At 69.9% G+C, this 23,843-nt stretch carries 25 protein-coding genes and 1 pseudogene; 14 read left to right on the top strand and 12 right to left on the bottom strand.

Annotated elements, in window-relative coordinates; all coding sequences use genetic code 11:
- Positions 1-126 precede the first annotated feature (126 nt).
- A complete protein-coding gene (locus QWI33_RS18555) occupies positions 127-747 on the top strand; it encodes a hypothetical protein (protein WP_289958638.1) in 621 nt (206 codons plus the stop codon).
- Positions 748-833: 86 nt separating this feature from the next.
- On the opposite strand, the gene QWI33_RS18550 is transcribed toward QWI33_RS18555, so the two are convergent.
- Positions 834-2,270 (bottom strand): class II fumarate hydratase, encoded by a 1,437-nt coding sequence (locus QWI33_RS18550; RefSeq protein WP_289958637.1) that lies wholly within the window; start codon positions 2,268-2,270, stop codon positions 834-836.
- A 155-nt stretch (positions 2,271-2,425) separates the two neighbouring features.
- Here QWI33_RS18550 and QWI33_RS18545 point away from each other — a divergent pair, with 155 nt between their 5' ends.
- Positions 2,426-2,722, top strand: coding sequence for a GNAT family N-acetyltransferase (locus QWI33_RS18545; protein ID WP_289958636.1), 297 nt, complete (start codon positions 2,426-2,428; stop codon positions 2,720-2,722).
- On the opposite strand, the gene QWI33_RS18540 is transcribed toward QWI33_RS18545, so the two are convergent.
- A complete protein-coding gene (locus QWI33_RS18540) occupies positions 2,719-3,690 on the bottom strand; it encodes a pirin family protein (RefSeq protein WP_353895516.1) in 972 nt (323 codons plus the stop codon). The two genes, QWI33_RS18545 and QWI33_RS18540, sit on opposite strands and share 4 nt — an antisense overlap.
- A 135-nt stretch (positions 3,691-3,825) precedes the next feature.
- Between QWI33_RS18540 and QWI33_RS18535 the strand changes: the two genes are divergently transcribed.
- Complete coding sequence (locus QWI33_RS18535; RefSeq protein ID WP_289958634.1) at positions 3,826-4,293, top strand: MarR family winged helix-turn-helix transcriptional regulator; 468 nt, start codon at positions 3,826-3,828, stop codon at positions 4,291-4,293.
- Between the two features lie 42 nt (positions 4,294-4,335).
- Here QWI33_RS18535 and QWI33_RS18530 read toward each other — a convergent pair whose 3' ends face one another.
- Positions 4,336-5,268: an oxidoreductase gene (locus tag QWI33_RS18530; protein WP_289958633.1), complete on the bottom strand. Its 933-nt coding sequence runs from the start codon at positions 5,266-5,268 to the stop codon at positions 4,336-4,338.
- A gap of 164 nt (positions 5,269-5,432) precedes the next feature.
- On the opposite strand from QWI33_RS18530, the gene QWI33_RS18525 reads away from it, so the two are divergent.
- Positions 5,433-6,017 (top strand): TetR/AcrR family transcriptional regulator, encoded by a 585-nt coding sequence (locus QWI33_RS18525; RefSeq protein WP_289958632.1) that lies wholly within the window; start codon positions 5,433-5,435, stop codon positions 6,015-6,017.
- A 96-nt stretch (positions 6,018-6,113) separates the two neighbouring features.
- Complete coding sequence (locus QWI33_RS18520; protein WP_435367594.1) at positions 6,114-7,067, top strand: pirin family protein; 954 nt, start codon at positions 6,114-6,116, stop codon at positions 7,065-7,067.
- Positions 7,068-7,212: 145 nt separating this feature from the next.
- Here the strand turns inward: QWI33_RS18520 and QWI33_RS18515 are convergent, their stop codons facing one another.
- Together QWI33_RS18515 and QWI33_RS18510 are read right to left on the bottom strand one after the other, a co-directional pair.
- Positions 7,213-8,142: a fructosamine kinase family protein gene (locus QWI33_RS18515; protein WP_289958630.1), complete on the bottom strand. Its 930-nt coding sequence runs from the start codon at positions 8,140-8,142 to the stop codon at positions 7,213-7,215.
- Between the two features lie 40 nt (positions 8,143-8,182).
- Positions 8,183-8,797, bottom strand: a complete 615-nt coding sequence (locus tag QWI33_RS18510; RefSeq protein WP_289958629.1) for a LysE/ArgO family amino acid transporter — start codon at positions 8,795-8,797, stop codon at positions 8,183-8,185.
- Positions 8,798-8,920: 123 nt separating this feature from the next.
- Here QWI33_RS18510 and QWI33_RS18505 point away from each other — a divergent pair, with 123 nt between their 5' ends.
- Positions 8,921-9,541: a pyridoxamine 5'-phosphate oxidase family protein gene (locus QWI33_RS18505; protein ID WP_289958628.1), complete on the top strand. Its 621-nt coding sequence runs from the start codon at positions 8,921-8,923 to the stop codon at positions 9,539-9,541.
- Between the two features lie 23 nt (positions 9,542-9,564).
- Here the strand turns inward: QWI33_RS18505 and QWI33_RS18500 are convergent, their stop codons facing one another.
- Positions 9,565-10,152 carry a TetR/AcrR family transcriptional regulator gene (locus tag QWI33_RS18500; RefSeq protein WP_289958627.1) on the bottom strand — a complete coding sequence of 196 codons (588 nt, stop codon included), beginning with the start codon at positions 10,150-10,152 and terminating at the stop codon, positions 9,565-9,567.
- 113 nt (positions 10,153-10,265) lie between these two features.
- On the opposite strand from QWI33_RS18500, the gene QWI33_RS18495 reads away from it, so the two are divergent.
- Positions 10,266-10,847 carry a hypothetical protein gene (locus tag QWI33_RS18495; RefSeq protein WP_289958626.1) on the top strand — a complete coding sequence of 194 codons (582 nt, stop codon included), beginning with the start codon at positions 10,266-10,268 and terminating at the stop codon, positions 10,845-10,847.
- A 40-nt stretch (positions 10,848-10,887) separates the two neighbouring features.
- Here the strand turns inward: QWI33_RS18495 and QWI33_RS18490 are convergent, their stop codons facing one another.
- Positions 10,888-11,766, bottom strand: a complete 879-nt coding sequence (locus QWI33_RS18490; RefSeq protein WP_289958625.1) for an alpha/beta fold hydrolase — start codon at positions 11,764-11,766, stop codon at positions 10,888-10,890.
- Between the two features lie 94 nt (positions 11,767-11,860).
- Here QWI33_RS18490 and QWI33_RS18485 point away from each other — a divergent pair, with 94 nt between their 5' ends.
- Together QWI33_RS18485 and QWI33_RS18480 are read left to right on the top strand one after the other, a co-directional pair.
- On the top strand, positions 11,861-13,792 hold the full coding sequence (locus QWI33_RS18485) for an AfsR/SARP family transcriptional regulator (RefSeq protein WP_353895504.1): 1,932 nt from the start codon (positions 11,861-11,863) through the stop codon (positions 13,790-13,792).
- Positions 13,793-13,956: 164 nt separating this feature from the next.
- On the top strand, positions 13,957-14,862 hold the full coding sequence (locus tag QWI33_RS18480; RefSeq protein WP_289958623.1) for an alpha/beta fold hydrolase: 906 nt from the start codon (positions 13,957-13,959) through the stop codon (positions 14,860-14,862).
- Between the two features lie 14 nt (positions 14,863-14,876).
- Here the strand turns inward: QWI33_RS18480 and QWI33_RS18475 are convergent, their stop codons facing one another.
- The 3 genes and pseudogenes from QWI33_RS18475 to QWI33_RS29595 all read right to left on the bottom strand — a co-directional run.
- Entirely contained in the window at positions 14,877-15,668 is a 792-nt protein-coding gene (locus QWI33_RS18475; protein WP_289958622.1) for a TIGR02569 family protein, read from the bottom strand.
- A 167-nt stretch (positions 15,669-15,835) separates the two neighbouring features.
- Entirely contained in the window at positions 15,836-16,888 is a 1,053-nt protein-coding gene (locus QWI33_RS18470) for an NADP-dependent oxidoreductase (protein ID WP_289958621.1), read from the bottom strand.
- 212 nt (positions 16,889-17,100) lie between these two features.
- A pseudogene (locus tag QWI33_RS29595) lies at positions 17,101-17,649 on the bottom strand (TetR/AcrR family transcriptional regulator); the annotation flags it as partial.
- A gap of 188 nt (positions 17,650-17,837) precedes the next feature.
- Here QWI33_RS29595 and QWI33_RS18460 point away from each other — a divergent pair.
- Both QWI33_RS18460 and QWI33_RS18455 read left to right on the top strand, forming a co-directional pair.
- Positions 17,838-18,443, top strand: coding sequence for a DUF2238 domain-containing protein (locus QWI33_RS18460; RefSeq protein ID WP_289958619.1), 606 nt, complete (start codon positions 17,838-17,840; stop codon positions 18,441-18,443).
- A gap of 96 nt (positions 18,444-18,539) precedes the next feature.
- Entirely contained in the window at positions 18,540-18,956 is a 417-nt protein-coding gene (locus tag QWI33_RS18455; RefSeq protein ID WP_289958618.1) for a PRC-barrel domain-containing protein, read from the top strand.
- Positions 18,957-19,236: 280 nt separating this feature from the next.
- On the opposite strand, the gene QWI33_RS18450 is transcribed toward QWI33_RS18455, so the two are convergent.
- Positions 19,237-19,530, bottom strand: a complete 294-nt coding sequence (locus QWI33_RS18450) for a hypothetical protein (protein ID WP_289958617.1) — start codon at positions 19,528-19,530, stop codon at positions 19,237-19,239.
- Between the two features lie 359 nt (positions 19,531-19,889).
- Between QWI33_RS18450 and QWI33_RS18445 the strand changes: the two genes are divergently transcribed.
- The 3 genes from QWI33_RS18445 to QWI33_RS18435 all read left to right on the top strand — a co-directional run bounded on the left by QWI33_RS18445 (position 19,890) and on the right by QWI33_RS18435 (position 22,386).
- Positions 19,890-20,726: a Scr1 family TA system antitoxin-like transcriptional regulator gene (locus tag QWI33_RS18445; RefSeq protein ID WP_289958616.1), complete on the top strand. Its 837-nt coding sequence runs from the start codon at positions 19,890-19,892 to the stop codon at positions 20,724-20,726.
- Complete coding sequence (locus tag QWI33_RS18440; protein ID WP_289958615.1) at positions 20,698-20,952, top strand: DUF397 domain-containing protein; 255 nt, start codon at positions 20,698-20,700, stop codon at positions 20,950-20,952. The genes QWI33_RS18445 and QWI33_RS18440 overlap by 29 nt, the downstream gene beginning before the upstream one ends.
- 231 nt (positions 20,953-21,183) lie before the next feature.
- Positions 21,184-22,386, top strand: coding sequence for a sulfotransferase family protein (locus tag QWI33_RS18435; protein WP_289958614.1), 1,203 nt, complete (start codon positions 21,184-21,186; stop codon positions 22,384-22,386).
- A 125-nt stretch (positions 22,387-22,511) separates the two neighbouring features.
- On the opposite strand, the gene QWI33_RS18430 is transcribed toward QWI33_RS18435, so the two are convergent.
- Positions 22,512-23,723, bottom strand: coding sequence for a chymotrypsin family serine protease (locus QWI33_RS18430; protein WP_289958613.1), 1,212 nt, complete (start codon positions 23,721-23,723; stop codon positions 22,512-22,514).
- Between the last annotated feature and the right edge of the window lie 120 nt (positions 23,724-23,843).

Here is a 23,843-nt window from a genome sequence, read left to right as displayed (position 1 = left end):
GCGCTGAGCGTGCCCGAGTTCACCGGCCTCGGGGTCTCCACGGGTCGGGCGGCTTCGAGACGGCGATCGCGGTGTGCGCAGACATCTCGGGACCGGTCCCATGCGGTTCCCGCTAACTTGGCCGCTATGGGGTTCTTCAAGAGGCGTTCGGGCAGGGCGCGCGGTGGTGTCGCAGCCGACTGCGACTTCTGCGGCAGGTCGCGGCCAGAGGCGACGGTTCGGGTGCTCCGGGGGGCCGGCTACGGCAAGCCGCCGGAGCACGCGTGCACCGCCTGCGAGGCCGAGTACGACCGTCTCGCGTCCCGGTTCGCTCGTGCCGTTCCACCCCATGGCCTCTGGCTCATGCCGGACACTGGAACCGAGCGGGTTATGGCACCGGTCCCTGATGCCTTCGAGTCCGTGCACTCGCGGGTGCGAGAGCTGATGCGGACCGCCGATGACGTCTCGCCGGCCGCGGCGAGGATCACCGTGCTGAGGAACAGCGTGTTCGGGGCACCCGACCCCTCGCAGCACAGCACCTATGACGAAGCGGTCGAGGCGATCAGTCGGGGGATCGCACGCGGCCTCGAACAAGGCTTTGAGCTGAACCGGGAGTTTCTGGGCCTCAGCAGGTTCAGCCTGGCACTCCATGGAGGCGGTGTGCTCTCGTTCCAGGAGGTCCTCCGCGGCGGGCACCTGCAATCACAGCACTGCCACCTGATCGACACGAGAACCACGCTGCATACGTACCACTCCTATCACCGGTGACCAATGCCGGTCGCAGCCCGACGGCGATCCGTGGTCGGTTGCGCTGCAACGAAGAGGGCGTCGGACACGCTTGCGCGGAGGGGCTTCTAGGCGAGGCCGAGGTCCCTGCGCGGGTCGCCGACCATGGTCGCCGGGTCGACGATGCGGTCGAAGTCCTCGGCGCTCACGCCCAGCGCGAGCGCGGCCTCCCGCAGCGTCGTGCGCTCCTCGTCGGCCTTGTGGGCGATCTCGGTGGCCTTGTCGTAGCCGATGTGCGGGCTCAGTGCGGTCACGAGCATCAGCGAGCGGTCGACGTGCTCGGCGATCTTCTCCCGGTCGAGTTGCGTCCCTTCGACACTGAACTCCTTCAGCTTCTCGGCGGCGTCGCCGAGGATGCGGGCGGAGTGGAGCACGTTCGCGATCACGACCGGCCGCATCGTGTTGAGTTCGAAGTGCCCCTGCGCGCCGGCGGCGGCGACGATCGAGTCCTCGCCGATCACCTGCAGGCACACCATCAGCGTGGCCTCCTGCTGCGTGGGGTTCACCTTGCCCGGCATGATCGAGGAGCCCGGCTCGTTCGCCGGGAGCCGCAGCTCGGCGAACCCGGCGCGCGGCCCCGAGGCGAGCCAGCGCATGTCGTTGGCCACCTTCATGAGTGCGACCGCGACCCCGCGCAGGCCCGCGCTGACCGCCACCATGCCGTCGAGGGACGCCTGCGCCGCGAACTTGTTCGGGGCGGTCACCAGCGGGAGCCCGGTCAGCTCGGCGAGTTTCGCGGCGATGGCCTCGCCGAAGCCCTCGGGGGCGTTGATGCCCGTGCCGACCGCGGTGCCCCCGGCGGCGAGGCCGCAGATGCTGGTGAGCGAGTCCTCAAGGCGCACACGGGCATCGCGCAGCTGCGCGGCCCACCCGGACCACTCCTGGCCCACCGTCAGGGGGGTCGCGTCCTGGAGGTGGGTGCGGCCGATCTTGACGACGTCGACCCACTCCTCGGCCTTGAACCGGATCGCCTCGGTGAGCGCGTCGAGCTGCGGCAGGGTGCGGTCGCGCAGCGCGAGGAGGGTCGCGAGGTGCATGGCCGTGGGGAAGCTGTCGTTCGAGGACTGGCTCAGGTTGACGTGGTCGTTGGGGTGGACGGGGGTCTTGGTGCCGAGTTCGCCGCCGAGGAGCTGGTTGGCGCGGTTGGCGATGACCTCGTTGACGTTCATGTTCGTCTGCGTGCCGGAGCCGGTCTGCCACACCGAGAGCGGGAACTCCGCGTCGAGGTCTCCGGCGACGACTTCGCCGGCCGCGACGACGACGGCCTCGGCCAGCTGGGGGTCGAGCAGGCCTTCGGCGGCGTTCACGAGCGCCGCGGCCTGCTTGACGCGGCCGAAGGCGCGGTAGACCGCGGTGGGCATCCGGTCCTCGCCGATGGCGAAGTGGTGGAGGGAGCGCTGGGTCTGGGCGCCCCAGTAGTGCTCGGCGGGGACCTCGACGGGCCCCATCGAATCGGTCTCGGTCCGGGTTCCGGTCGCGCCGGTGCCCACGGGAAGGGCGCGCATCCGGTACTCCTCGTTCACCATCGTGGGGTCTCCGCTCTCGATGCCGTTTCGCCCCAGGATTCCACGATTCGGCCGCGATCGCTAAGACTCCGGGTTCGGTGGACGCTGCGGCCCGGGGGGACCATGCTTGGCGGGAGGCCGAAGGAGGCAGGAACGTGGACGTGACCGATGCGCCGGACCGGAGCCGCTACGAGGTGCACCAGGACGGGGAGCTGCTGGGCTACGCCGAGTACGTGCGCCGCGAAGGGATCGTCACGTTCACCCACACCGTGGTGTTCCCCGAGGCCCAGGGCAAGGGCGCGGCGTCGGAGATGGTGCGGGTCTCGCTGGACGAGGTGCGCGCGAAGGGCGAGCGGGTGCGCCCGCTCTGCCCCTACTACGCGAGCTGGATCGAGCGGCACCCCGACTACCGGGACCTGGTCGTCGAGGGCCGCTCGCTCAAGCACCCCTAATCGGTGTGCGGGAGGCGCTTCGCGGGGATCACGCCGAGGCGTCCGGCCTGGTAGTCCTCGAAGGCCTGCACCAGTTCGGCGCGCGTGTTCATGACGAACGGCCCGTAGTGCGCCACCGGTTCGCGGATCGGCTGCCCGCCGAGCACGTAGAGGTCGAGCTGGGGCGTGCGCGAGTCCTGGTGCGGCGAGGCCGCCACGCGGATCGCGTCGCCGGGGCCGAACACGGCCGTCTGCCCCATCTGGAACGGGCGCCGGTCGGTGCCGACGGTGCCCGCGCCGGCGAGGGCGTAGACGATCGCGTTGTACTCCGGGTGCCACGGCAGGTCAACTTGCGCGCCGGGCTCGACGGTGATGTGCGCCAAGGTGATCGGCGTGTACGTGGAGCCGGGTCCGGCGTGTCCGGCGATGTCCCCCGCGATGATGCGGATCAGGGAGCCGCCGTCGGGCGTGGTGACGAGCGCGGATTCGCGGCCCCGGATGTCCTGGTAGCGCGGGGCGACGAACTTCTGGGCGCGCGGCAGGTTGACCCACAGCTGGGTGGCGTGCACGACGCCGCCGCTCATGACGAAGCTCTCGGGCGGCATCTCGTTGTGGAGGATGCCGGCCCCGGCGGTCATCCACTGGGTGTCGCCGTCGCTGATCCGGCCGCCGCCGCCGTTGGAGTCCTCGTGCTCGATGACGCCGTCCATGACGTAGCTGACGGTCTCGAAGCCGCGGTGCGGGTGCCAGGGCGCGCCGGTGGGCTCGCCCGGGGCGAGGTCGACTTCGCCCATGTGGTCGAAGTGGACGAACGGGTCGAGTTCGTGCATCGGGATGCCCGCGAAGCCGCGGCGGACCTGGAATCCTTCGCCTTCCATGCCGAGCGGCGCGGTGACCAGGCGCTTGACCTCGCGGAAGCGGGTCTGAGCGGGGTCGGGGAGCGGCAGGCGGGGCAGGACGAGGACGTCTTCGACGGTGACGGCGGGCATGGCGATGCCTCTGCTTTCCTTCATGCCGCACCCGGCGCGGTGGTCCCGCCGCCGTACATGATGCGTCATGTTCTTCATGGCGAACTGTAGCTCGTGATAGATGATGTGTCAAGAACCGGGTAGGATAAGGGCATCATGAACGACGACACCCAGTGGCTGAGCCCGCGCGAGCAGCACGCCTGGCGCGCCTTCATCCGGTTGAACCAGAAGCTCACCGCCCGCCTCGGCAGCGAGCTCCAGACGCAGTCGAAGCTCTCCGGCCCCGACTTCGCGATCCTCGTGGCCCTCACCGACGACTCGGCCGGGCGCCTGCGGTTCCAAGAGCTCGCCAAGGCCATCGACTTCGAGCAGAGCCGCCTCTCGCACCAGATCGCCCGCATGATCAAGCGCGGCCTCGTCGCCCGCGAGGAGTGCGCCGAGGACGGCCGCGGCGCCTTCGTCACCATCACCGACCAGGGCCGGGAGGCGATCGAAGCCGCCGCGCCCAAGCATGTGGCCGCCGTCCGCCGCCTCGTGCTCGACGCCATCGCCCCCGAGGACCTCGACGCCCTCGGAGCGATCTCCGCGCGCATCATCAAGCACCTGGACGAGACCGCGCCCTAGGTGCCGTACCCCGGCGAGGCGGGCGCCTCGGCCGGGCCGCCCTCAGGCGGCGGCCAACGCGAACCGCACGCCCGTGAGCGCTTCCGAGATCGTCCACAGTCGAGCGGCCGTCTCCGGGTCCTTCGCCTCGGCAGTGGTGTCGACCAGGACCGGCGGCCCCTTGCGCTCGCTCTTGCCCTGAGGGCCGTAGTACTGCCCGCCCTGCGCCGCCGGATCGGTGGCCGCGCGCAGCTGCGGCAGCGCCCCGGCCGCCTGCGACTGGGTCACGAACGGCATGAGGAGGCCGATGAACAGCCGCGCCGGCGCGTTCATCAGGCCGTTGGAGACGAGCCGGGTCGCGGAGAACCCCGGGTGCGCCAGCAGGCTGCGGACCGGACTCCCGGCCGCCCGCAGGCGCCGGTCCAGTTCGAGGCCGAACAGGGCGTTGGCCAGCTTCGACTGCCCGTAGAAGTCGACCGGACTGTAGCGCTGCGCGCCGGTGAGGTCGTCGAAGTGCATCGTCCCGTGTCGATGCGCCAGCGAGGAGACGGTGACCACCCGCGGGTCCCGGCCCGCTTCGAGCAGGCCCAGGAGCCGCCCGGTGAGCGCGAAGTGGCCCAGGTGGTTCGTGGCGAACTGCCGCTCGTGGCCCTGCGGGCTCAGGCTTCGCGGCACCGCCATCACGCCGGCGTTGTTGACGAGGAGGTCGAGGCGGCTCCGGTCGGCGATGAGGCCTTTCGCGAACGCCGCTACCGAGTCCAGGTCCTCGAGGTCGAGCGTGCGCACCTCCAGGTTCGCGCGCGGGTGGTCGGCGCGGATCTCCTCGGCCGCCTTGCGGCCCTTCGCCTCGGAACGCGCGGTCATGATCACGTGCGCACCCCGCCCGGCCAGCGCGCGGGCGGTCTCGATGCCGAGGCCGCTGTTGGCGCCGGTGACGACGACGGTGCGGCCGGTCTGGTCGGGGATGTCGGCGACGGTCCACTGCCTGCTGCTCATCGGTGTCTCCTGTCGGTTTCGCGGCGGGCCCGGAGCCTACCGCGAGATAAGATGAACTTCGATTCATCTTCATCATGAACCATGATTCAGGTTATTGCAAGCTTCGCGTCGCGCGCCTCATGACGCGATGCCATACGATGCGGGTCCGACCGAGAGGAGACGGGATGACCACGGGACGCCCGCTTCGCGCCGACGCCGCGCGCAACCGCTCCAAGATCCTGGAGGCCGCCGACCGGCAGATCGTCGCCCACGGACCCGAGGTCCGCATGGAGGCCATCGCCGAGGAGGCGGGGGTCGCGGTCGGCACCCTCTACCGCCACTTCCCCACCAAGGACGCGCTGGTCGCGGCCGTCGTCGAAGACCACGTCGACCGGATCATGAACGAGGTCGAGGCCACCGCCGACCGCATCGAGGCCGGGGCCGACGTCCTCGCCGAGTTCCGCCAGTTCCTCTTGAGCGTCGTGGAACTCGCCGCCAGCGACAAGGCCGCCAAAGCGGCGGCGCAAGCGCTCGGCGCGCAGTTCGAGATCGCCCGACCCATCGAACGCGGCATCGCCGCCATCGAACGGATCATCAACGCGGGCAAGCAGTCCGGGCGGCTGCGGGCCGACCTGGCGGTGGACGACTTCTACCTGCTGTTCGCCGCCGTCCCGGTCGACCAGCCGCCGAAGGCCCGCGAGCGCTGGATGGAGCTGGTGCTGCACGGCGTCGCCGCGGTTCCGACCGTGGAGCGGAGCAACGCCGGCTGACTGAGGCAAAATGCCTCGATGTCGATATATATTCTTTCAACACTCGCGATGGTGCGGATCAGGTCCGATGCCGTGCACCCGCGCTAAAGTGACCGCGTGAGCAATCTCGAGGTTCGCCCCGTGGAAGAACCCTGCCGGCCCTCCGGCCACGCCGGGCCCGAGTCGGTCCTGCTGGAAGCCCGGGACGTGCCGCTCGGCGGCGTGCGCGCCATGCACGTCAGCCGCACCCTGCCGCAGCGGGAGGTCCCCACCGTGGGAGCTTGGTGCTTCCTCGACCGGTTCGGGCCCGAGCGCACGGACATGGCGGTGCTTCCCCACCCGCACTCCGGGCTCCAGACGGTGACCTGGCCCCTGGCGGGCGAGATCCGGCACCGCGACAGCCTCGGCTCGGACGTGGTGCTGCGCCCCGGGCAGCTGAACCTCATGACCAGCGGCCCCGGCATCGCGCACTCGGAGTTCTCGCTGGGCGAGGCCCCGCTCATCGAGGGCCTGCAGCTGTGGGTCGCGCTGCCCGACGGCGGCCACGGGATCGCCCCGGCCTTCGAGCGGCACACCACTCTTCCAAGGTTCGAACTCGAAGGCGCGCAAGGCATCGTGGCCCTCGGCGAACTCGCCGGAGCGGCCTCGCCCGCGACCGTGTTCACACCGATCGTGGGCGCGCAGGTCACGATCGAGCCCGGCGCGTCGCCCGTGGTGCCGCTGCGGCCGGAGTTCGAGCACGCGGTCCTCGTCGTCTCCGGTGCGCTGCAAGTGGACGGCACACCCCTCGAACGCGGACCGCTGCTCTACCTCGGCACCGGCCGCGACGCGCTGCCGCTCGCCTCGGACGAGGGCGCCACGGTGTTCCTGCTCGGCGGCGAGCCGTTCGAGGAGGAGCTGGTCATGTGGTGGAACTTCGTCGCACGGTCCCATGAGGACATCGTCGCCGCCCGGACCGCCTGGGAGGACCCGGATCAGACCCGGTTCGGCCACGTGGACGGGCATGGGGGCCAGCGCATCCCCGCTCCCCCGCTCCCGGGCGGGCGGCTGCGCCCCCGAGGCCGCCGGTAGACAGGGGCCACCGGAACCCGTTCGCACCGCCGCGATGCCGGCTTGCACCGCGCGTACGCAACGAGAGCGCCGCGCTCATTCGCGGCGTTGCGTGCGCGCTGCGCGGGCCTCGCCCGGCATCGAGACGGTCCTTCGAACCGCTCGGTCACTCCGGTGTCCCACCCGCCGCCTCGGTCGCTCCACTCGTCCCGCTTCGCCGCAGGAACGGCTTGATCACTGCTCGGACGCCATGCGCCGCGCCCCCGTCCTGGTCGTCGTCGTGGGCGATGACGCTGAGGAGTTCCCGCAGGTGCAGGATCGCCATCCGCTCCTCCCAGCCGTCGTCGAGCCCGGCGATCTCGCGGTACACGGCGAAGAACCGCTCCGAGACCGGCGGGCGGGTCGCGCACCACAGCATGCTGAGCTCGGACTCGGGCCAGCCGTAGTGCACGGCCGGGTCGATGAGCACCGGCTCGCCCTCGCTGGTGGCGAGGATGTTCTCCTGCCACAGGTCGCCGTGGTTCAGGCACGGCGGCTGCGCCGGGATCAGCTCCGGCAGGGCGGCGCACAGCCGCTCCAGGGCCCGGCGCTCCTGGCGGTCGAACTCCGCGTCGACCAGCGGTTCGGCGAGCCAGCGCAGGAGGCGCCGCTCGGCGAAGAAGACGTGCCCGTCCTGCTCCCAGGTGTTGTCCTGGCGCAGTCGGCCGAGCCAGCCGTCGCGGTGCCAGCCGAACCGGTCGGCGGTGGTGGTGTGCAGCGCGGCGACCGTGTGGGCGAGCCGCTCCCAGAACGCCTCGTCGTCGGTGCGCGGCTCCATCTTCTCGAGCACGAGCAGCCGCTGCGTGGCGAGCAGTACGTCGGGGGTGTGCACGCCGGCGAGTTCGCGGAGCGCGGCGAGGCCGGCGGATTCGACCTCGAACACGTCGAGGTCGTGGTCGTGGGCGTGGTCGAGGAGGGTCTTGGCGAAGAGCTGGGACCCGTCTTCGAGCGTGACGAGTCCGGCGACGGCGATCACTCCGCCGACGGCCCGCTCCACGTGCTGCGCGACGTACCCGGCCTCGCGGAGCCGGTCCGTCAGGACGTTTTCGTGTGACACGTTCACCTTCAAACATGCCCCCGGTGGAGGCGGTCGGCCCTCAGGCGAGGGTGTGGACGAATTCGACCGCGAGCCAGCCCGCGAAGACGAGCAGGATCAGGCCGGAGATGCGGTCGAACCAGATGCGGCGCTCCTTGGTCATGAAGCGGCGCAAGGCGTGTGCGGCGGTGGCGAGGACGAGGAACCAGGTCCAGGAGGCGAACACCGCGCCTGCCGCGAAGGGCAGGCGCGTGGCCGCGGCCTGGGCGGTGATGGCGGCGCCGAGCACGCCCACGGTGTCGAGGATGGCGTGCGGGTTGAGCAGCGAGACGGCCGCGGTCCGGCGCAGCACTTGGCCCCTCGACCAGACGCCGGTCTCGTCATCGAGTTCGGTCGGCTTGGTGCGCAGGGATTTCACGCCGAGGTAGGTGAGGAACAGCGCGCCCGCTACGAGCATCGCGGGGCGCAGGCCGGGCACCGAGTTGAGCAGGGCGGAGGTGCCGGCCGCGCCGAGCACGATCAGGATCGTGTCGCATACGGCGGCGGCGACGACCGCCAGCAGCGCCCGCGGCATGCCCAGCAAGACGCCTTGGCCGAAGACGAACACGTTCTGGGCCCCGATGGGCACGATCAAGGCCAGTCCGAGGGCGAGCCCGGTGAAGAACGCGGCGGTCACCGCGCCATGGTATCCGGGGGCCTCCTATATGCTCGCCAGGCTAGTATTTTCGTTCGACCAAGCGCCGCAGGTCAAGCGCCACCTGGTCGTCGAGCACCCGGGGACCCGGACTTGGAGGAGACCGTGGACTACATCGGTTCGCACGAGGAACTGCGCGCGATCTACAAGACGCCGGGCGCGGCGGACGTCGCGGTCCGCAAGGAGCTGGGGCGGCTCGACGGACACTGCCGGTCCTTCATCGCGCGGAGCCCGTTCGTGCTGATCGGCTCGTCCGACCTCGAGGGCAACGCGGACGTGACGCCGAAGGGCGACCGGCCGGGCTTCGCCGAGGTGCTGGACGACCGCACCATCGCCATTCCCGACCGCCCCGGCAACAACCGGCTCGACACCCTCGAGAACGTCGTGCTCAACCCGGCGGTCGGCCTGCTGTTCGTCATCCCGGGCATGAACGAGACGCTGCGCGTGAGCGGTCACGCGCGGGTCACCGTCGACACTGGACTGCGCGAGCGCATGGCCGTGGAGGGGAAGCCGGCGATCAGCGTCCTCGTCGTCTCCGTGAAGACCGCGTACATGCACTGCGCCAAGGCCTTCATGCGCTCCAAGCTGTGGAAGGCCGATGCCTGGCCCGACCGCGCCTCGCTGCCGACGCTTGGTCAGATCTTCCGGGACCAGCTCGCCGTGGACGGCACCGCGGAGCAGACCGACCAGCGACTCGACAAGGCGTACAAGGAAACCCTCTGGTAGGCGCCCCGGCTCGATACGACGACTTATGCGGGGCCTTTGAGGGCCGCTGCGGTGTCGAAGCGGTCGGGCTGGCCTGCGAGGCGCTGCACGGTGTCGAGCCAGACCGCGGCGTGGACGCGGAGCCACCAGGCCAGCGCCGCGTCCTTCGAGGCCTTGCCCTGGGGGCCTTCGCCTTTCGCGGTGCCGGACTTCGCGGCTTCGGGGACGCTACCGTCGGACGCGCCGCCTGAAGAGTCGAGACGGGCCGCTGCGAGGTCGAGGACTGACGCGATGAGGTCGAGCCGCAGGGACTGGTCGAGGCCGAAGCCGTCGAGGTCCGCGGCGAAGAGGTACTGGAAGTGCCGGGGTTCGCTGCGCGCGTAGGCGGCGTAGTCGCGTTCGAGGCCGTTCGCCGTGCGCGCGTTGGCGAGTGCGGCGAGGAGGTCGTCACCGCAGGAGCGGTAGACCTCGGCGAGGAGCCGCTTGCGGTTGCCGAAGTGGCTGTAGACGCACATCGTGGAGCGGCCCGCGGCTTCGACGAGGCGGCGCACGGAGAGGTCGCCCGTGCCTTCGCGGCCGATCAGCGCGCGTCCACCGAGGACCAGCTGCTCGGCGACCGTTGGTGAGGACATCGGCGGCTCCACTTTCGATAGCGGTTCGGCACGGTCGGGAACCGTGCTTGACAGAACGCCTCCCTCAGCATAACAATCGTTATTGATATAACAAGCGTTATTTGGAGGCTTCCATGCCAGTACCCCTCGCCCGCCTCGAACTGCGGCTCGCCGCCCTCGCGGGGTGGCTCAGCGCCGCGATCATCCTCGTCAACACCGCCAAACGGGCCGAGATCCTGCCGACCACCGCGGTCACGCAGCTCCTCGCCCCGCTGGCGCAGATCTTCGCGATCGGTTTCATGCTCGGGCTCTACATCTCCTGCCGCGGCAGGCGAAGCGGCCTGCTCACCGCGGGGCTGATCGCCAGCCTCGCCTCGGTCTCGGCGCTCGTGGGCGTCGAGTTCGTGATCAACCTGGTGTTCGCGTACCTCGAACCCTCCCAAGTGGAGGCACTGCGAGCCGGGCCGCTCGGCACCGCGCTCACGGTCGCCTCGATCCTGTTCATCCTCGCCGCGGTCGTGTACGCGGCCGGGCTCTGGCGCAGCGGCGCGCCGCGCGTCCCGCTCGCGCTCTACGCCGCGGCGACGTTCCCGATCGGCCTGCGGGCACTCGTCCCCGAGATGGCGCTCCAGCTCGCGCTCGTGGTCCTCGCCGCGGCGGTCGTCTGGCTCTCGGTGACCCTGTGGCAGCGGGCGGTCGAACCCGCGACCGCCTGAGAACGGGAAGGCGTGCCCCTGGTCGGGGGCACGCCTTTCACTAGCGCGCCAGCAGCTCCCGCAGCATCCGGGCGACCATCGCCGGGTCCTCCTCGGCCATGAAGTGGCCCGCATCCGTGAGCCGGTGGTCGAGGTCGGGCGCCCAGGCCCGCCACACGGCCGCGGCGTCGTAGCCGAGGGCCGCGCCCCAGTCCTGCTGGACCACGGTCACCGGCATCCGCAGCAGGTCGCCGTCGGCGCGGGACGCCCGGTCGTGCTCGATGTCGACGCCCGCCGAAGCGCGGTAGTCGGCCACGATGGAGTCGACGGCCTCGCGGGAGGCCCGCAGGTACTCCGCCCGCACCGGGCCCGGAATCGCCGCCGGGTCCTTCGTCCAGGCGTCGAGGAAGAAGCCGAAGAACTCGTCGGCGCTCGCGGCGATCATCCGCTCGGGCAGACCGGGCGGCTGGGCCATCAGGTAGAGGTGGAACGCGACCGCCGCGTCCGCTCCGTGCAGGACCTCCCACATGTCCAGCGTCGGGAGCACGTCGAGGATCGCCAGGTGCGAGACCGCCTCAGGGTGGTCCAAGCCCGCCCGGACCGCGACGAGCGCGCCCCGGTCGTGCCCGGCCAGCGCGAACCGCCGGTGGCCGAGCCGTTCGGCGAGGTTCACGATGTCGGCGGCCATGGTGCGCTTCGCGTACGTGTCGGGGCCGTCCTCGGCGGGCTTGTCGCTCGCGCCGTACCCGCGCAGGTCCGGGACGATCACGGTGTGGTCGGCGGCGAGGTCGGCGGCGACGTGCCGCCACATGAGGCGGGTCTGCGGGAAGCCGTGGAGCAGCACGATCGGGCTGCCCTCGCCGCCCACGGCCGCAGTGAGGGAGACGCCCTCGTCGACGGCGATCCGGTGGTGGGCGAAGCCCGGTATCGAAAGGCTCATGGTCGCTCCTTCTGGTTCGGTGGGTCTCTCGAGTCTGCGAGTCGCCGATGAGCGTTCGATGAGCGCGATAGTTTGACGGCGGACGGAGGTGCCCTTGCGCGTGCGAATCGGTGTGCTCGGCCCGGTCCTGGCCTGGGACGGGGCCGGTCGGGAGCTGGATCTCAGGGGTCCCCGGCACCGCGCGGTGCTGGCGCGGCTGGTGGCCGCGCACGGCAGGGTCGTGCCGGTGGACCGGATCGTGGACGACCTCTGGGTCGAGCCGCCCGCGGGCGCGGTGGGGGCGGTGCGGACGTTCGTGGCGGCGCTCAGGCGCGCACTGGAACCGGAACGGCCTCCGCGCACGCCCGCGCGACTGCTGGTGACCGAGGGGCCGGGATACGCGCTGCGGGCGGAGCCGGCGGCCGTGGACGCCTGGCGGTTCGAGGCGGCCGTCGCCGAGGCGGCCGGTGCGCCGCCGCACCGGGCACTCGAGCTTCTCGATGGGGCCCTTGGCGATTGGCGGGGAGCGCCGTACGCGGACTTCGACGAGGCCTGGGCCGGGACCGAACGCGCCCGGCTCGAGCAGCTGCGGTCGGCGGCGGTCGAGCGGCGGTCCGGGGCGCTCCTGGAGCTGGGGCGGCCGGGCGAGGCGGTGCCGGAACTGGACGCGCTGGTGGCCGAGCACCCGTGGCGTGAGGAGGCCTGGCGGCTGCTGGCGCTCGCGCTGTACCGGGCCGGGCGGCAGGCGGATGCGCTCGCGGTCCTGCGGCGGGCCCGGTCACTGCTCGACGAGCGGCACGGGGTGGAGCCGAACGTGCGCCTGCGGCGGCTCGAGACCGACCTGCTGCGCCAAGCCGATCCCGGTGCCGAAGGCGCCGAACAGGTCTGGGCCGCCACAGCGGCGGCGTACGACCAGACGGTCGACCCGCAGTCGCCGGCGCGGCTGGAGTCCACGGTCGGCCTGCTCCGGAGTCTCGCCCTCACGGGCGGCGCGGGGCTGGGGACGGCGCAGGAGCAGCGGGCCGCCACGGTGGCCGCCGCCGAGCGGCTGGCCGACCCGGAGCTCGCGGCGCGGGTGATCGGCGGGTACGACGTGCCCGCGATCTGGACGCGCGCGGACGATCCCGCGCGCTCCGCCCGGATCGTTGCCGCCGCCGAACATGCCTTGGCGCGCTTGGGCGCTGACGCGCATGAGGTCGACCGGGCCCGCCTGCTCGCCGTCGTCGCGGTCGAGTCCCGCGGCGTGCCGGGACCGCGCCCAGCCGAAGCCGCCGCCGAAGCCGAGCGGCTGGCCCGCGGACTGGGCGATCCCGCGCTGCTGGCGTTCGCGCTCAACGGCGTGTTCATGCAGGCCTTCCACCGCACGGGGCTGGCTCCGGAACGAGACCGTATCGGGGCTGAGCTCATCGCACTCGGGGCCCGGCACCGCCTGCCCGCGTACGCGATCCTCGGACATCTGATCCGGCTCCAGGCGCGGAGCGCCCTGGCGGACTTCACCGGCGCGGACGAGCACGCCGAGGCGGCCGATCGACTCGCCGAACGGCATGAGCGGCCGCTCACCGGGGTCTTCACCGACTGGTACCGGGCGATGCGGCTGGCGGCCGATGACGCCCCCTTCGAGGCGGCCGAGGCCGCCTACCGGGCGGCTGCGGCGCGGCTCGACGGCGCGGGCATGCCCGGAGTGCAGCGGGGCCTGCTGCCGCTCGCACTGCTGTGCCTGCGGTTGCAGCGCGGAAGGCCGTTGGCGTTCGAGGACGGCACCGATTGGGGCCCTTACGAACCCTGGGCGCGGCCTCTGCTCCTGCTGGAGGCCGGCCAGCGCGACGCGGCGGCGGCGGGCTTGCGGGGCACGCCGGTGCCGCCGGGCGACTTGATGACCGAGGCGATGTGGGCCCTCACCGCTCGGGCGGCGATCGAATTGGGAGACGAGACGGTGCAGTCGAGTGCGGCGGCGGCGCTCGCTCCGGCGGCGGGCGAACTGGCCGGGGCAGGCAGCGGGATGGTGACGGTCGGACCGGTGTCCGCACTGATCGAGGCGCTTCGCTGAACGCGACCGGGCGCGCGGGCCGCACTGCGGCGCGGCTCCTCGCACTGGGCGAGGGAACCCGTCTTCTCGAGTCGCGGCACGCCGCGGCGTTTAGGCCCGCGCAGGGCGGAAAGCCACCAACCGCGCCCTTATCGGCGAACCGGACGATCACGAAGGAGACGGACATGGACACCGGACGAACCACTCAGACCGGCCCCGCGACGCCGGACCGTACCGTCCGGCACCACCGCTTCGAACTGGACGGCACCGAGATCTTCTACCGGGAGGCCGGACCGGCGTTCGCGCCGGTGGTCCTCCTGCCGCACGGCTACCCGTGCTCCTCGTACCAGTTCCGGAACCTCATGCCCGCCTTGGCCGACAAGTGGCGCACGATCGCACCCGACTTCCCCGGCTTCGGCCACAGCGGCACGCCCGCGCCCGACCAATGCACCTTCGACGGCTACGCCGAGTTCCTGCGGCGGTTCACCGACCGCCTCGGCCTCGACCGGTACGCGCTCTACCTGCACGACTACGGGTCCCAGATCGGGCTGCGCCACGCGATCGCCGAACCGCGCCGGATCGCCGCGCTCATCATCCAGAACGGCGACATCTACGAAGACGAGTTCGGGCCCAAATACCAAGGGCTGCAGGAATACTGGGAGCACCCCACCCCGGAGGGCCGCGCCGCGCTCGAAGCGGCGGTGAGCAAGGCCGGTTTCCGGGAGGAGTTCCTGAACGACGTGCGGAAGGACCTCGCGAGCCTGATCCCCCCGGACCTGTGGACCCTGGCCTGGGCGCAACTGCGGACGCCCGAGCGCCGCGAGATCATGACCGGCCTCATGGAGGGGCTGCGCGACAACCTCGAATGGTTCCCGCGCTACCAGGCCTACCTGCGCGAGCACCAGCCGCCGACCCTGATCGCGTGGGGGCCGCAGGACGGCTACATGCCCGAGGCCTCCGCCCGGGCGTACCTGCGCGATCTCCCGAAAGCGGAACTGCACCTCCTCGACGGCGGGCACTGGGCGCTGGAGACCAACCTGGACGAGATCGCGGCACTGGCCCGCGACTTCCTCGCCCGCGTGTACGTCTAGGAGCGCTTACTCGCTCAGAGGGTGCCGAGGACGAGCGTCACGACCGGCCCGTAGGCCGGATGCGGCTGCCACTCCCCGCCGTGTCCCTCGGAGGCCTCCAAGTCGGTGATCATGCGGAACAGCAAGGCCCGCAACAGCATCTGCGGCCAGTTCGCGAGATGGCCCCAGCGTTCGACCAGGTCGGGACCGGCACCGTTCCAGCACAGTGCGTCGACCACCGCCACCGCCGCGGACCAAGCGGTCGGACGCCAGTAGGGCGCCCAGTCGATGATCGCCGGGGGCAGACCCGGTTCATAGAGGACGTTGCCGAGCAGGTCGCCTTGCACCGGCTGCTGCTCAATGGACACCGGCTCCCGAGCCTCCATCAGTCGCCTCAGGAGCGGATCGTCCGCGACCGCCGACAGGTCCCAAGAGACCCGGTCGGCCCGGCTCCACCAGTTGTCCCGCTCGTCGAGGAAGTCCGGGCGCGGCACGGCGGCGAGCAGTTCGTGGAACGCCGCACCGGCCTCGATCGCGGCGTCCCAGCGCTTCTGGTCGGTGCGCCCGGCTACGTGGTAGGCGGCCTCCCAGCCCTCGTGCAGCCAGTCGCCGGAGACCGCGCGCACGGGACGGGCGATCCGCACCCGGTCGGTGTCGGGTAGCGCATCGAGAACCGAAGCCCGCCACCGGGACTCCGCTGCCAGGCCCGCCGGTTTCAGCACCACGGCACCGACCTGCCAGGTCTCGCCCTGCCCGCCTTCGAGCAAGCGCGGCGCTCCGGTGACGGCGAAGGCTTCGAGGACGCTCTGAGGCGGGACCGTTCGCATCGGCCGAACCTTGCCACGGCCCCGCCGGGTCGTCAATCGCATTCCCGCGCTTCCTGCCAGGCCCGGTCGGCACCGGTCGGTCAGCTGCCGAGGGCTCGCATGAAGCGCCGCAGCGCAGCCGGGCGCTCGCGTCCTCCCGCAGGTACGGCCGGTTGCGTGGCTCGAAATCAGCGGCTCGCCGTGAGGGTCTCGGGATCGGCGATGCGGATGAGCTGCTTGCCGAGGTTGCGCCCTTCGAAGAGGCCGCGGAGCACCGCGGGTGCCTGCTCGAGGCCTTCGCTGATGTCCTCGGCGTAGACGAGTTCACCACCGCCGAGCCATTGCGCGAGCCGGCCGAACGCCTCGGGGAACCGCTCGAGGTAGTCGAGGAAGATGAAGCCTTCCATGCGGGCGCGCTTGATGCCGAGCTGCAGGTAGTTCCGCGGCCCCGGCGGCGGCTCGCCCGGCCCGTAGCCCGAGGAGATCCCGCCGACCACGACCACGCGGGCGCGTTCGGCCAGGTTCGCCAGCGCGGCGTCCAGCACCGTCCCGCCCACGCCGTCGAACACGACGTCGAGACCGTCAGGCGCGAGCTCGCGCAGGCGCGATTCGAGGTCTTCGGAGCGGTAGTCGATGCACGCGTCGAACCCGGCCGTCTCGGTGACCCACTCGCACTTCTCCGGCCCGCCCGCCGAGCCGATCACGCGGCATCCCAGGAGCCGGGCGATCTGGCCCGCGATCGATCCGGTCGCCCCGGCGGCACCCGAGACGAAGACGGTCTCACCCTCCTTGGCCTGCCCGATGTCGACCATGCCGAAGTACGCGGTCAGCCCGGTCGAGCCGAAGATGCCGAGCATGGCCTTGGGGTCGATGCCGTCCGGGACGCGGTTGAGGCCGAACAGGCCGCCCGCCTCCGCGATCACGTAGTCCTGCCAGCCGACGAGCCCGGCGACCCAGTCGCCTACGGCCAGTTGGGCATGGTTCGACGCGACGACCTGACCGACCCCGCCCGAGCGCATGACCTCGCCCAGGCCGACGGGGTTCATGTAGTTGGGTCCGTCGTTGAGCCAGCCGCGCTGGGTCGGTTCGGCGGCGAGCCACACGACGCGGACGAGCGCTTCGCCCGGCCCGGGTTCGGGCACGGGCGAGGTGCGCAGTTCGAAGCAGGTCTCGTCGACCAGGCCCTCGGGCCGGGAGGTCAAGATCCACTGCCGGTTGACCTGCGGATCGGGGTCGGTCATGACTTCTCCGTCTTCTTCGCGGTGGCGGTCCAGGAGTCGATGAGCAGTTCGAAGGCGTCGACCACGACTTCATCGCCGATGCGTTCGGAGGCTCGGATTTTGGAGGCGAGGACTTCGGGGGCGGTGCCTTCAGCGGCAGGGCCTTCGGAGGCGATGTCCTGGAAGGCGATGCCTTGGGGGGCACCGTCTTCGGGGGCAATGTCTTGTAGGGCAACGCCTTCGGGAGCGATGAGGCGTTGGATGAGCAGGCCGTCTTCGAGGGCGTGGACGATCAGGCCGAGGAAGTCCGGATCGGCCGGCGGCGCGACCCCGTACCGGGAGAGGATCTCGGCGATGCCTCCGGCCATGGCGCGCCGCGCCATGTATTCGCGCCGGGCCAGCAGGGGACGCACCTCGGGGTTGCGCAGGGCGTAGAGAAGCAGTTCGATGCGCAGCGCGAACCACTGCTCAAGGTGCTCGGCGCGGCGCCGGTTGAACTCTCGCAGCCGCTCGATGACCTCGGCGAACGACGCGGCGTTCTCGCCGAGCGCCGCGACCTCGCGGAGTTCGCGCTCGGTCCGGCGCTCCAGGAGCGCGAGCACCAGTTCGTGCCTGCCCTCGAAGTTGCTGTAGAACGCGCCCCGGCTGAAGCCCGCAAGTTCGGCGATCTGCTCCACGGAGGTGCCGTTCACGCCGCGCGAGACGAACAGCTCTTCGGCCGCATCGAGCAGACGCTCCTTGGTCTGCGCGCGGCTTTCCTCGCGACTCAACCGCCTCGCCACCGGGCCTCCTTGCGTTGAGATACAGTTTTGAATCTGGATGCAGAACTGTATCACGGTCTTCCCGGCCGCCGCCGTCGTCGCATAACCGGTGCTCGTCGCCCCGGGCAGTGACCTTTGTCTACACCGCCGCGCGCGCCGTGCGATCACGTATTCGATTGCGATTGGCGCTCTCCGGGTAAACGATCTCCGTGAATACGAACTCCAGCATCGCCCTCAGAATCGCGGGCCTCCTCGCAGACCTCGCTCGCCTGATCGTTCTCATCGGCACGATCGCCGCCGCGGTCACGGGCAACGTCGCCGCCGCCGGGCTCTTCGCGTTGGTGTTCGCCCTGCTGCTGCTTCCCAAGCTCTCCCCCATTCCGAGCCCCTTCGACCTGGCCGTCTGCGTGCTCCTGCCGCTCGCAACCCTCTTCACGACCACCTACTGGTATCAGCGGTTCGCCTGGACCGACTGGGTGATGCACTGCCTGGCGACCGGAGCCGTAGCAGCCGCGACATGCCTGATGATCGCCGCCGACACCAAGCTCCTGCCCGCACTGCGCAACGATCGCCGCGCCACGACAGTGCTGCTCACCGTGATGGTCGGCCTCACCCTCGGTGTGGTGTGGGAGTTCATCGAATGGTTCTTCCTGGTCATCCTGTCCGTCAAGGTAGGCGTCGGCTACGGCGACACGATCGCCGACCTGGCAATGGACATCCTCGGCTCCCTCATCGCCGGCACCGCGCTCGTGGCGTGGACCGCCCAAGCGGCCACCGATCAGACCCCGGAACCGGCACCGGCTCCGGCCTCGTGAGAGCGGGCCGGAATACCACCCCCCACCAGCGCCCGGATTCGGCCTAGCCGCAACGGGTAACCCGAACCCATCAGTGGAAGAGAGGAATGAGCCACCATGGACGACAAGACGACCACCCTCATCCGCCTCGGCGACAGCGAACTCACCGTCGCCAACGAAGCAGAAGACGTGCGCGGCCGCAAAGTGATCGACAAGGACGGCGACGAGACCGGATCGGTCGACGGCCTGCTCATCGACGAGCACGAACGCAAGGTCCGGTTCCTCGAAGTCGGCTCCGGCGGCTTCCTCGGCATCGGGAAGAAGCAGGTGCTCGTTCCGGTCGACGCGGTCACGCGCATCGACGACGACCACGTGTACATAGACCGCGGCCGCGAAGAGGTCGCCTCGGGCCCCGGCTACGACCCCGAACTCACCCCCGAGCCGGACCGCCCGTACGAAGACGTGTACGTCCACTACGGCTACCTGCCCTACTGGGGAGCGGTGAACGGGAACCGGGGCACCCCGCACCGCTGAGGGTTAGCGACAAGCAATAGCCGAGGGGGCTCGGACGCCGCAATGGCGTCCGAGCCCCCTCGTTTCATGCCCGCATCGAGACGGGCCGGCCGATCCCCCACCAGGATCGACCGGCCCTTCGGGCGTCCTCGGCTGCGACCCTGGGGGCTACCGCGCCAAGAGCACCGGGATGAAGTTCAAAGGCAGGAAAGAAGGCCAGAAATAGGCCAGTGGAGAGCCAGAGGAACGTCAGACGGAGGTCGACGGACAGTTCAGGGCTGACCCAGTGCCGCCTCAGCCTTCACAGACCCTCCAGGATTCTGGGGGCCACCGCGACCGGCTGGCGCTGGCTGTAGAACGCGCGGAAGGCCGACTCCTCCACCCAGATCTTCCAGTTGGGCTTGAAGGAACGCCAGAACGGACCCCAAGTTCCTTTCAGCTCACCGGAATTGAGGCCAGACACGATGAGCACGATGTCATCGCCCTCCCCCGTCAGGACTTGGAACGAGTCGGGTGCATCGGCGCTCGACACGCGAACCCGATAGGTCCGGTAGTCATCGCTGAACGAACCTCGTTCAAGCCCTTCGGCATTCATAGGACCATCTGGCCTCGGCGAATTCATCATCCCTTGTCCCCCTTTTGGGTATCGGATTTCCGACACTGGAGCGCCCGGAACCGCCAGCAGCGGGAGGAGCAAAGCGGCCCCGGACATCCCCACCTTGCCGCGAACCGATCAGACCGGTTCCCGACCTCCATGAATCTAGGCGACAAAACCGCAGGTCACAAGATGAGACTCACTGCGGCACAACGGGACCGTGACGATCGGACCGTATGCATTCGACCGCGTATTTTTCACGGTTGTCCACTCACACAGCGATTCTCACAGCATCGGATTTGATGTGGACTGTGCGATAGTGAGGGTTCGCATGCAGGACCGAACGCCTGGGGGCAGGTATGGCGCAGACGGAACTCGGCTCGTGGTTCACACGAATGATGCTCCGAAAAGGTCGTCTCGCACTCGACAAGACTCAACGAGAAATCGCGGAGGAGGTCTGCTACTCCACGGACACCTACCGCGCCTATGAAGCGGGCCGCGCTACCCCGCCCGCCAAGACGATCAAGGGGCTCGCAGGAGCCTGCGGGCTGAGCGCGGAGACGGCCCAGTACATGGTGCAGGTCGCGCTCAGCCGCAAGGCAGGTGAAGCCCTGGAGGCCGACATGCGTTTCAATGCGTTGTTCATCGCACTGGCAGAGGAGTACTACGGCGACATCTTCAAGTTCGACGCCACCCTCATCCCAGGTCCGCTGCAACTCCAGGAGTACCACTACATCGTGGTCCGCCAGACCGAGCCGCTCGCAACCGAACAGTGGATCGACGGAGGTTGGGAGTTCAAGGAGCAGCGGCAGCGGGCCATCGAAGCCCGCATCGACCGCCCTGCGATTCGGTTCCTCATCGGGGAGGCCGCTCTGATCCAACTTCGGCAGACTTCAGAAGACCTCTATCAGGAGCAGATGCGAAACCTTCGCCGCTGGGGCCGAAAGTCCGGTGTCTCCATACGAGTCCTGCGAGAGCTGGTACCCGCTCGCATGTGCGGGTTTGACATCTACCAGGAGGGCGAGAGTGAGCTGGCCGGGCCTTCTGTCGTCTACACCGAGATCACTGACTCAAGCTGGCTCATCGATGATCCCTCCCGCATCGCAAGTTACGATGAGATTCACAAGAAGCTGTGGAAAAAGGCGATCCGGATCGAGGTCTATCAGGATGACGACTGGCGTTACCGCTTGGCGTAAAGGCACCCGCAGCGGCGGCGGCAACAACACCAACTGCGTCGAGGTTCGCCGCGCCTGGCGCAAGGGCACCCGCAGCGGCGGCGGCAACAACACTGACTGCGTCGAGGTCGCCTTCTGCACTGACGACGCTGGGTTCCACCTGCGGGACTCGAAGCTCGACACGGACTCCCCGGTGTTCGACCTGTCCCCCAAGGACTTCGGCGCCCTGATGAGCGCCACGGGCTGAAAACAAGACTGACGAGGGAGGGGTGCCGCTGCGCGGCACCCCTCCCTTGCTTGACCGGCAATTGGGGTCGGCGGCGCTGGCACCTCTCGCACGGGCGAAAACGACAAGCGGCACAAGGCGTCCGGAGCCAGGCTCGGTACCGGGTTCGACTCTCCGCCCGAAGCCGTGTCCTAACACAACTGTGAGAGACTGGCTCGCATTCGTTCCACCGCCCGAGGAGAGGACGTCCCCATGCGCCGCGTCGCCGGTTGGGTCAAGCCCCTGAACACCGCCATGGCCCCCGCCCTCGCACGAGCCGTTCGGGACCCGGACGCGACCTTCGAGAAGGCGCTGGGGAAGGCCGAGGTCGGTGCGGGCGCCGGCGCCGACATCGATCGCGACTTCATCGAGGACTACCGGGCGCTGCTGCACCGGTTCGCGGACGTGCGCGACCTTTCCTATCTGGGATGGGCCGGGACGGTCTCGGAGCTCCAGATGCGCATGGAGAACCGGCTGCGCATCAGGCGGCTCCATGCCGAGAACCCCGCGATCAAATCCGAGCCTATCGATCGGCCGATCGTGGTGGTGGGCCTCCCTCGCACCGCGACCACACTGGCGCACAAGGTCATTGCCGCGCCAGAGGGAAACCGCGCGCCCATGATGTGGGAGTTCCACCACGCCGACCGGTTCGACATCGACCCGAAGGTTCGCGGGAAGCGTCTCGCCAAGGCCCGGCGGATCTCCGCCGCGGTCAACGCCATCACTCCGATCTGGGAGACCATTCACCCGAGCACCGCGGAGACTCCCGAAGAGTGCGTCCTCGCACTCCCGCACGGCCTCCACTGGGGTACCCGCTTCAAGCTCCCCGGCTACCGCGAGTGGCTGGAGCAGCGCGATTTCGTGCCGGACTACCAGTACCTCAAGGAGTTCCTCCAAGTCCTCCAACACGGCGACCGGCCGCGGCGCTGGGTGTTGAAGTCCCCGTTCCACCTGTACAACCTGGACCCGCTCCTCAAGGTCTTCCCCGACGCGCAGATCCTGTGGACGCACCGCGACCCGCAGACCGTCATGGGCTCATGGTGCTCGCTCGTCGAGACCGGGACGGCCCTGTGCAACCGCCGCTACGACACCCGCCAGATCGGCCGCGAGTGGCTCGATTCGCTGTCGTGGATGGTCGAGCAGGGCCGCCGGGCGCGTCTCGGGATTCCGCCCGAGCGCATGGTCGACGTGTCATACCACCAGCTCACGGCCGACCCGTACGGCCAACTCCCCCGCATCTTCAAGCGGCTCGGCCTCGACTGGAGCTTCCGCGAGGAGGGCAACCTCGAAGCCGTGCTCGCGCGGCCCGGCATGCGCCGCAACCACGAGTACACGCTCGGCCGCTACGGCCTCGACTCCGACATGGTCGACGAGGCGTTCGGCGACTACACGAAACTCGTCAACGCGATCCGCTAGAGCCGACGCCCTCGCCGACACCGGCGCCCTGCTCGGCATCGGCCAACGGCGAGCCCTCGGGAAGTGAGCGGGCCGGCGCAAGGCCGCGGCCCTGCGGGGTCGCAGGGCCGCGGCTCGGTTCGAAGCTACTGCGTGAGGACGCTCACGCCGATCGCCTCGTTCATATCGTCCACTCTGGAGAAGACGTTCTGCCAGCTGCAGTCGCCCACGTGCGAACCGTAGGCGCGGTTGTTCCAGGACCAGCCGCCGCCGGAGTCGCCGCCGATGGTGACATCGCCGTCCATGCGGACCAGGCTCTCCGTCAGGAAGCCGTCGAGCGTGCAGGACCACCAGGGGTTCTGGACGTCGAGGCCGCACTGGCGGCTGTTGGTCGAGCGCCCGTACATGCAGATCGACTCGCCCACGGTGAAGCCCCACCAGGGCTCGACCGACAGGGTGTCGCGCCGCGTGTTCGGGTAGGCGTAGAACTCGGCCACGTCGACATGCCCGGGGGTGGTGTGCCATTCCATGTCGCCCCAGTAGCCGCGGTGCTGCTGCTGGAAGCTCAGGGAAATGAACCCGTGGCCGGGCTGCCAGGCCTGGTTGATGCCGGTGCAGTGGCCTGCGGTGCTCACGCCGGTGGTGCCGTTGGGGCTGACCACGGTCCAACCGGTGGTGCAGTTGAAGGTGCCGCCGACGTAAGCGCCCATGCCGCCGTAGCCGTGCTCGGCACTGTTGCCCAGCTTCTCGGAGACGGTGAGCCGGACGCCCTTCTGGAACTCCTCGGGGAGCTTCTTGAGGATCTCCTCGGGGTCGGAGGGCAGGTCGCGACCGGCGCCCACTTCGACGGTGATCGTGCCTTCGGCGGTGATGTCGAAGCCGCTGGAGAGGTTGCGGAAGCCGATCTCGGTGAGGGCCGCGTTGAGCCGCGTGTTGCGTTCCTGGAGTTCGAGGAAGGAGTACGGCTGCCGGTCCGCGATGTTCACGTCGAGGCCGCTCTCCTTGATCACCTCGTGCACGAAGGAGTCGGCTTCGCCCTTGATGTAGAGCGTCGGCGCGCCGCCGGGCTTCTCGGAGAGAGCGGTGCCGACGAACACGTCCAGGCGCTCGGGGGCGATCTTGGCGGCGATCTCGCCGATGGTCTCGGCGACGCGGTACTGGGCCTCGGCTTCCTCGAAGGTCCAGTCGTGGGTCCGGGCGGTGTTGGTGAGGTCGTCCTTGAGGCTTTCCTCGGGGTTCTGGTAGCCGTCCTTGGGGTCGGGGTCGTTCTCTTGGGCGGTGGCGGCGGCCGGCGGGGCCAGCAGCACGAGGGGCGCCACGAGCGCGATGAGCACGCGCTTCGCGATGGGGTTCTTCATGGGGAAAATCCGATCTGCACTTCATCGAGAAGATGGGGATTGGGAGAGTCGGGCCCGATGCCAGGCGTGGTGACCTGACAAGAAGTCACGCTACCAACACGCACAGGTCCGGTGGGTCCC

The sequence above is a fragment of the Glycomyces tritici genome (assembly GCF_030403505.1).
This window is presented reverse-complemented; position numbering and strand designations above follow the sequence as displayed.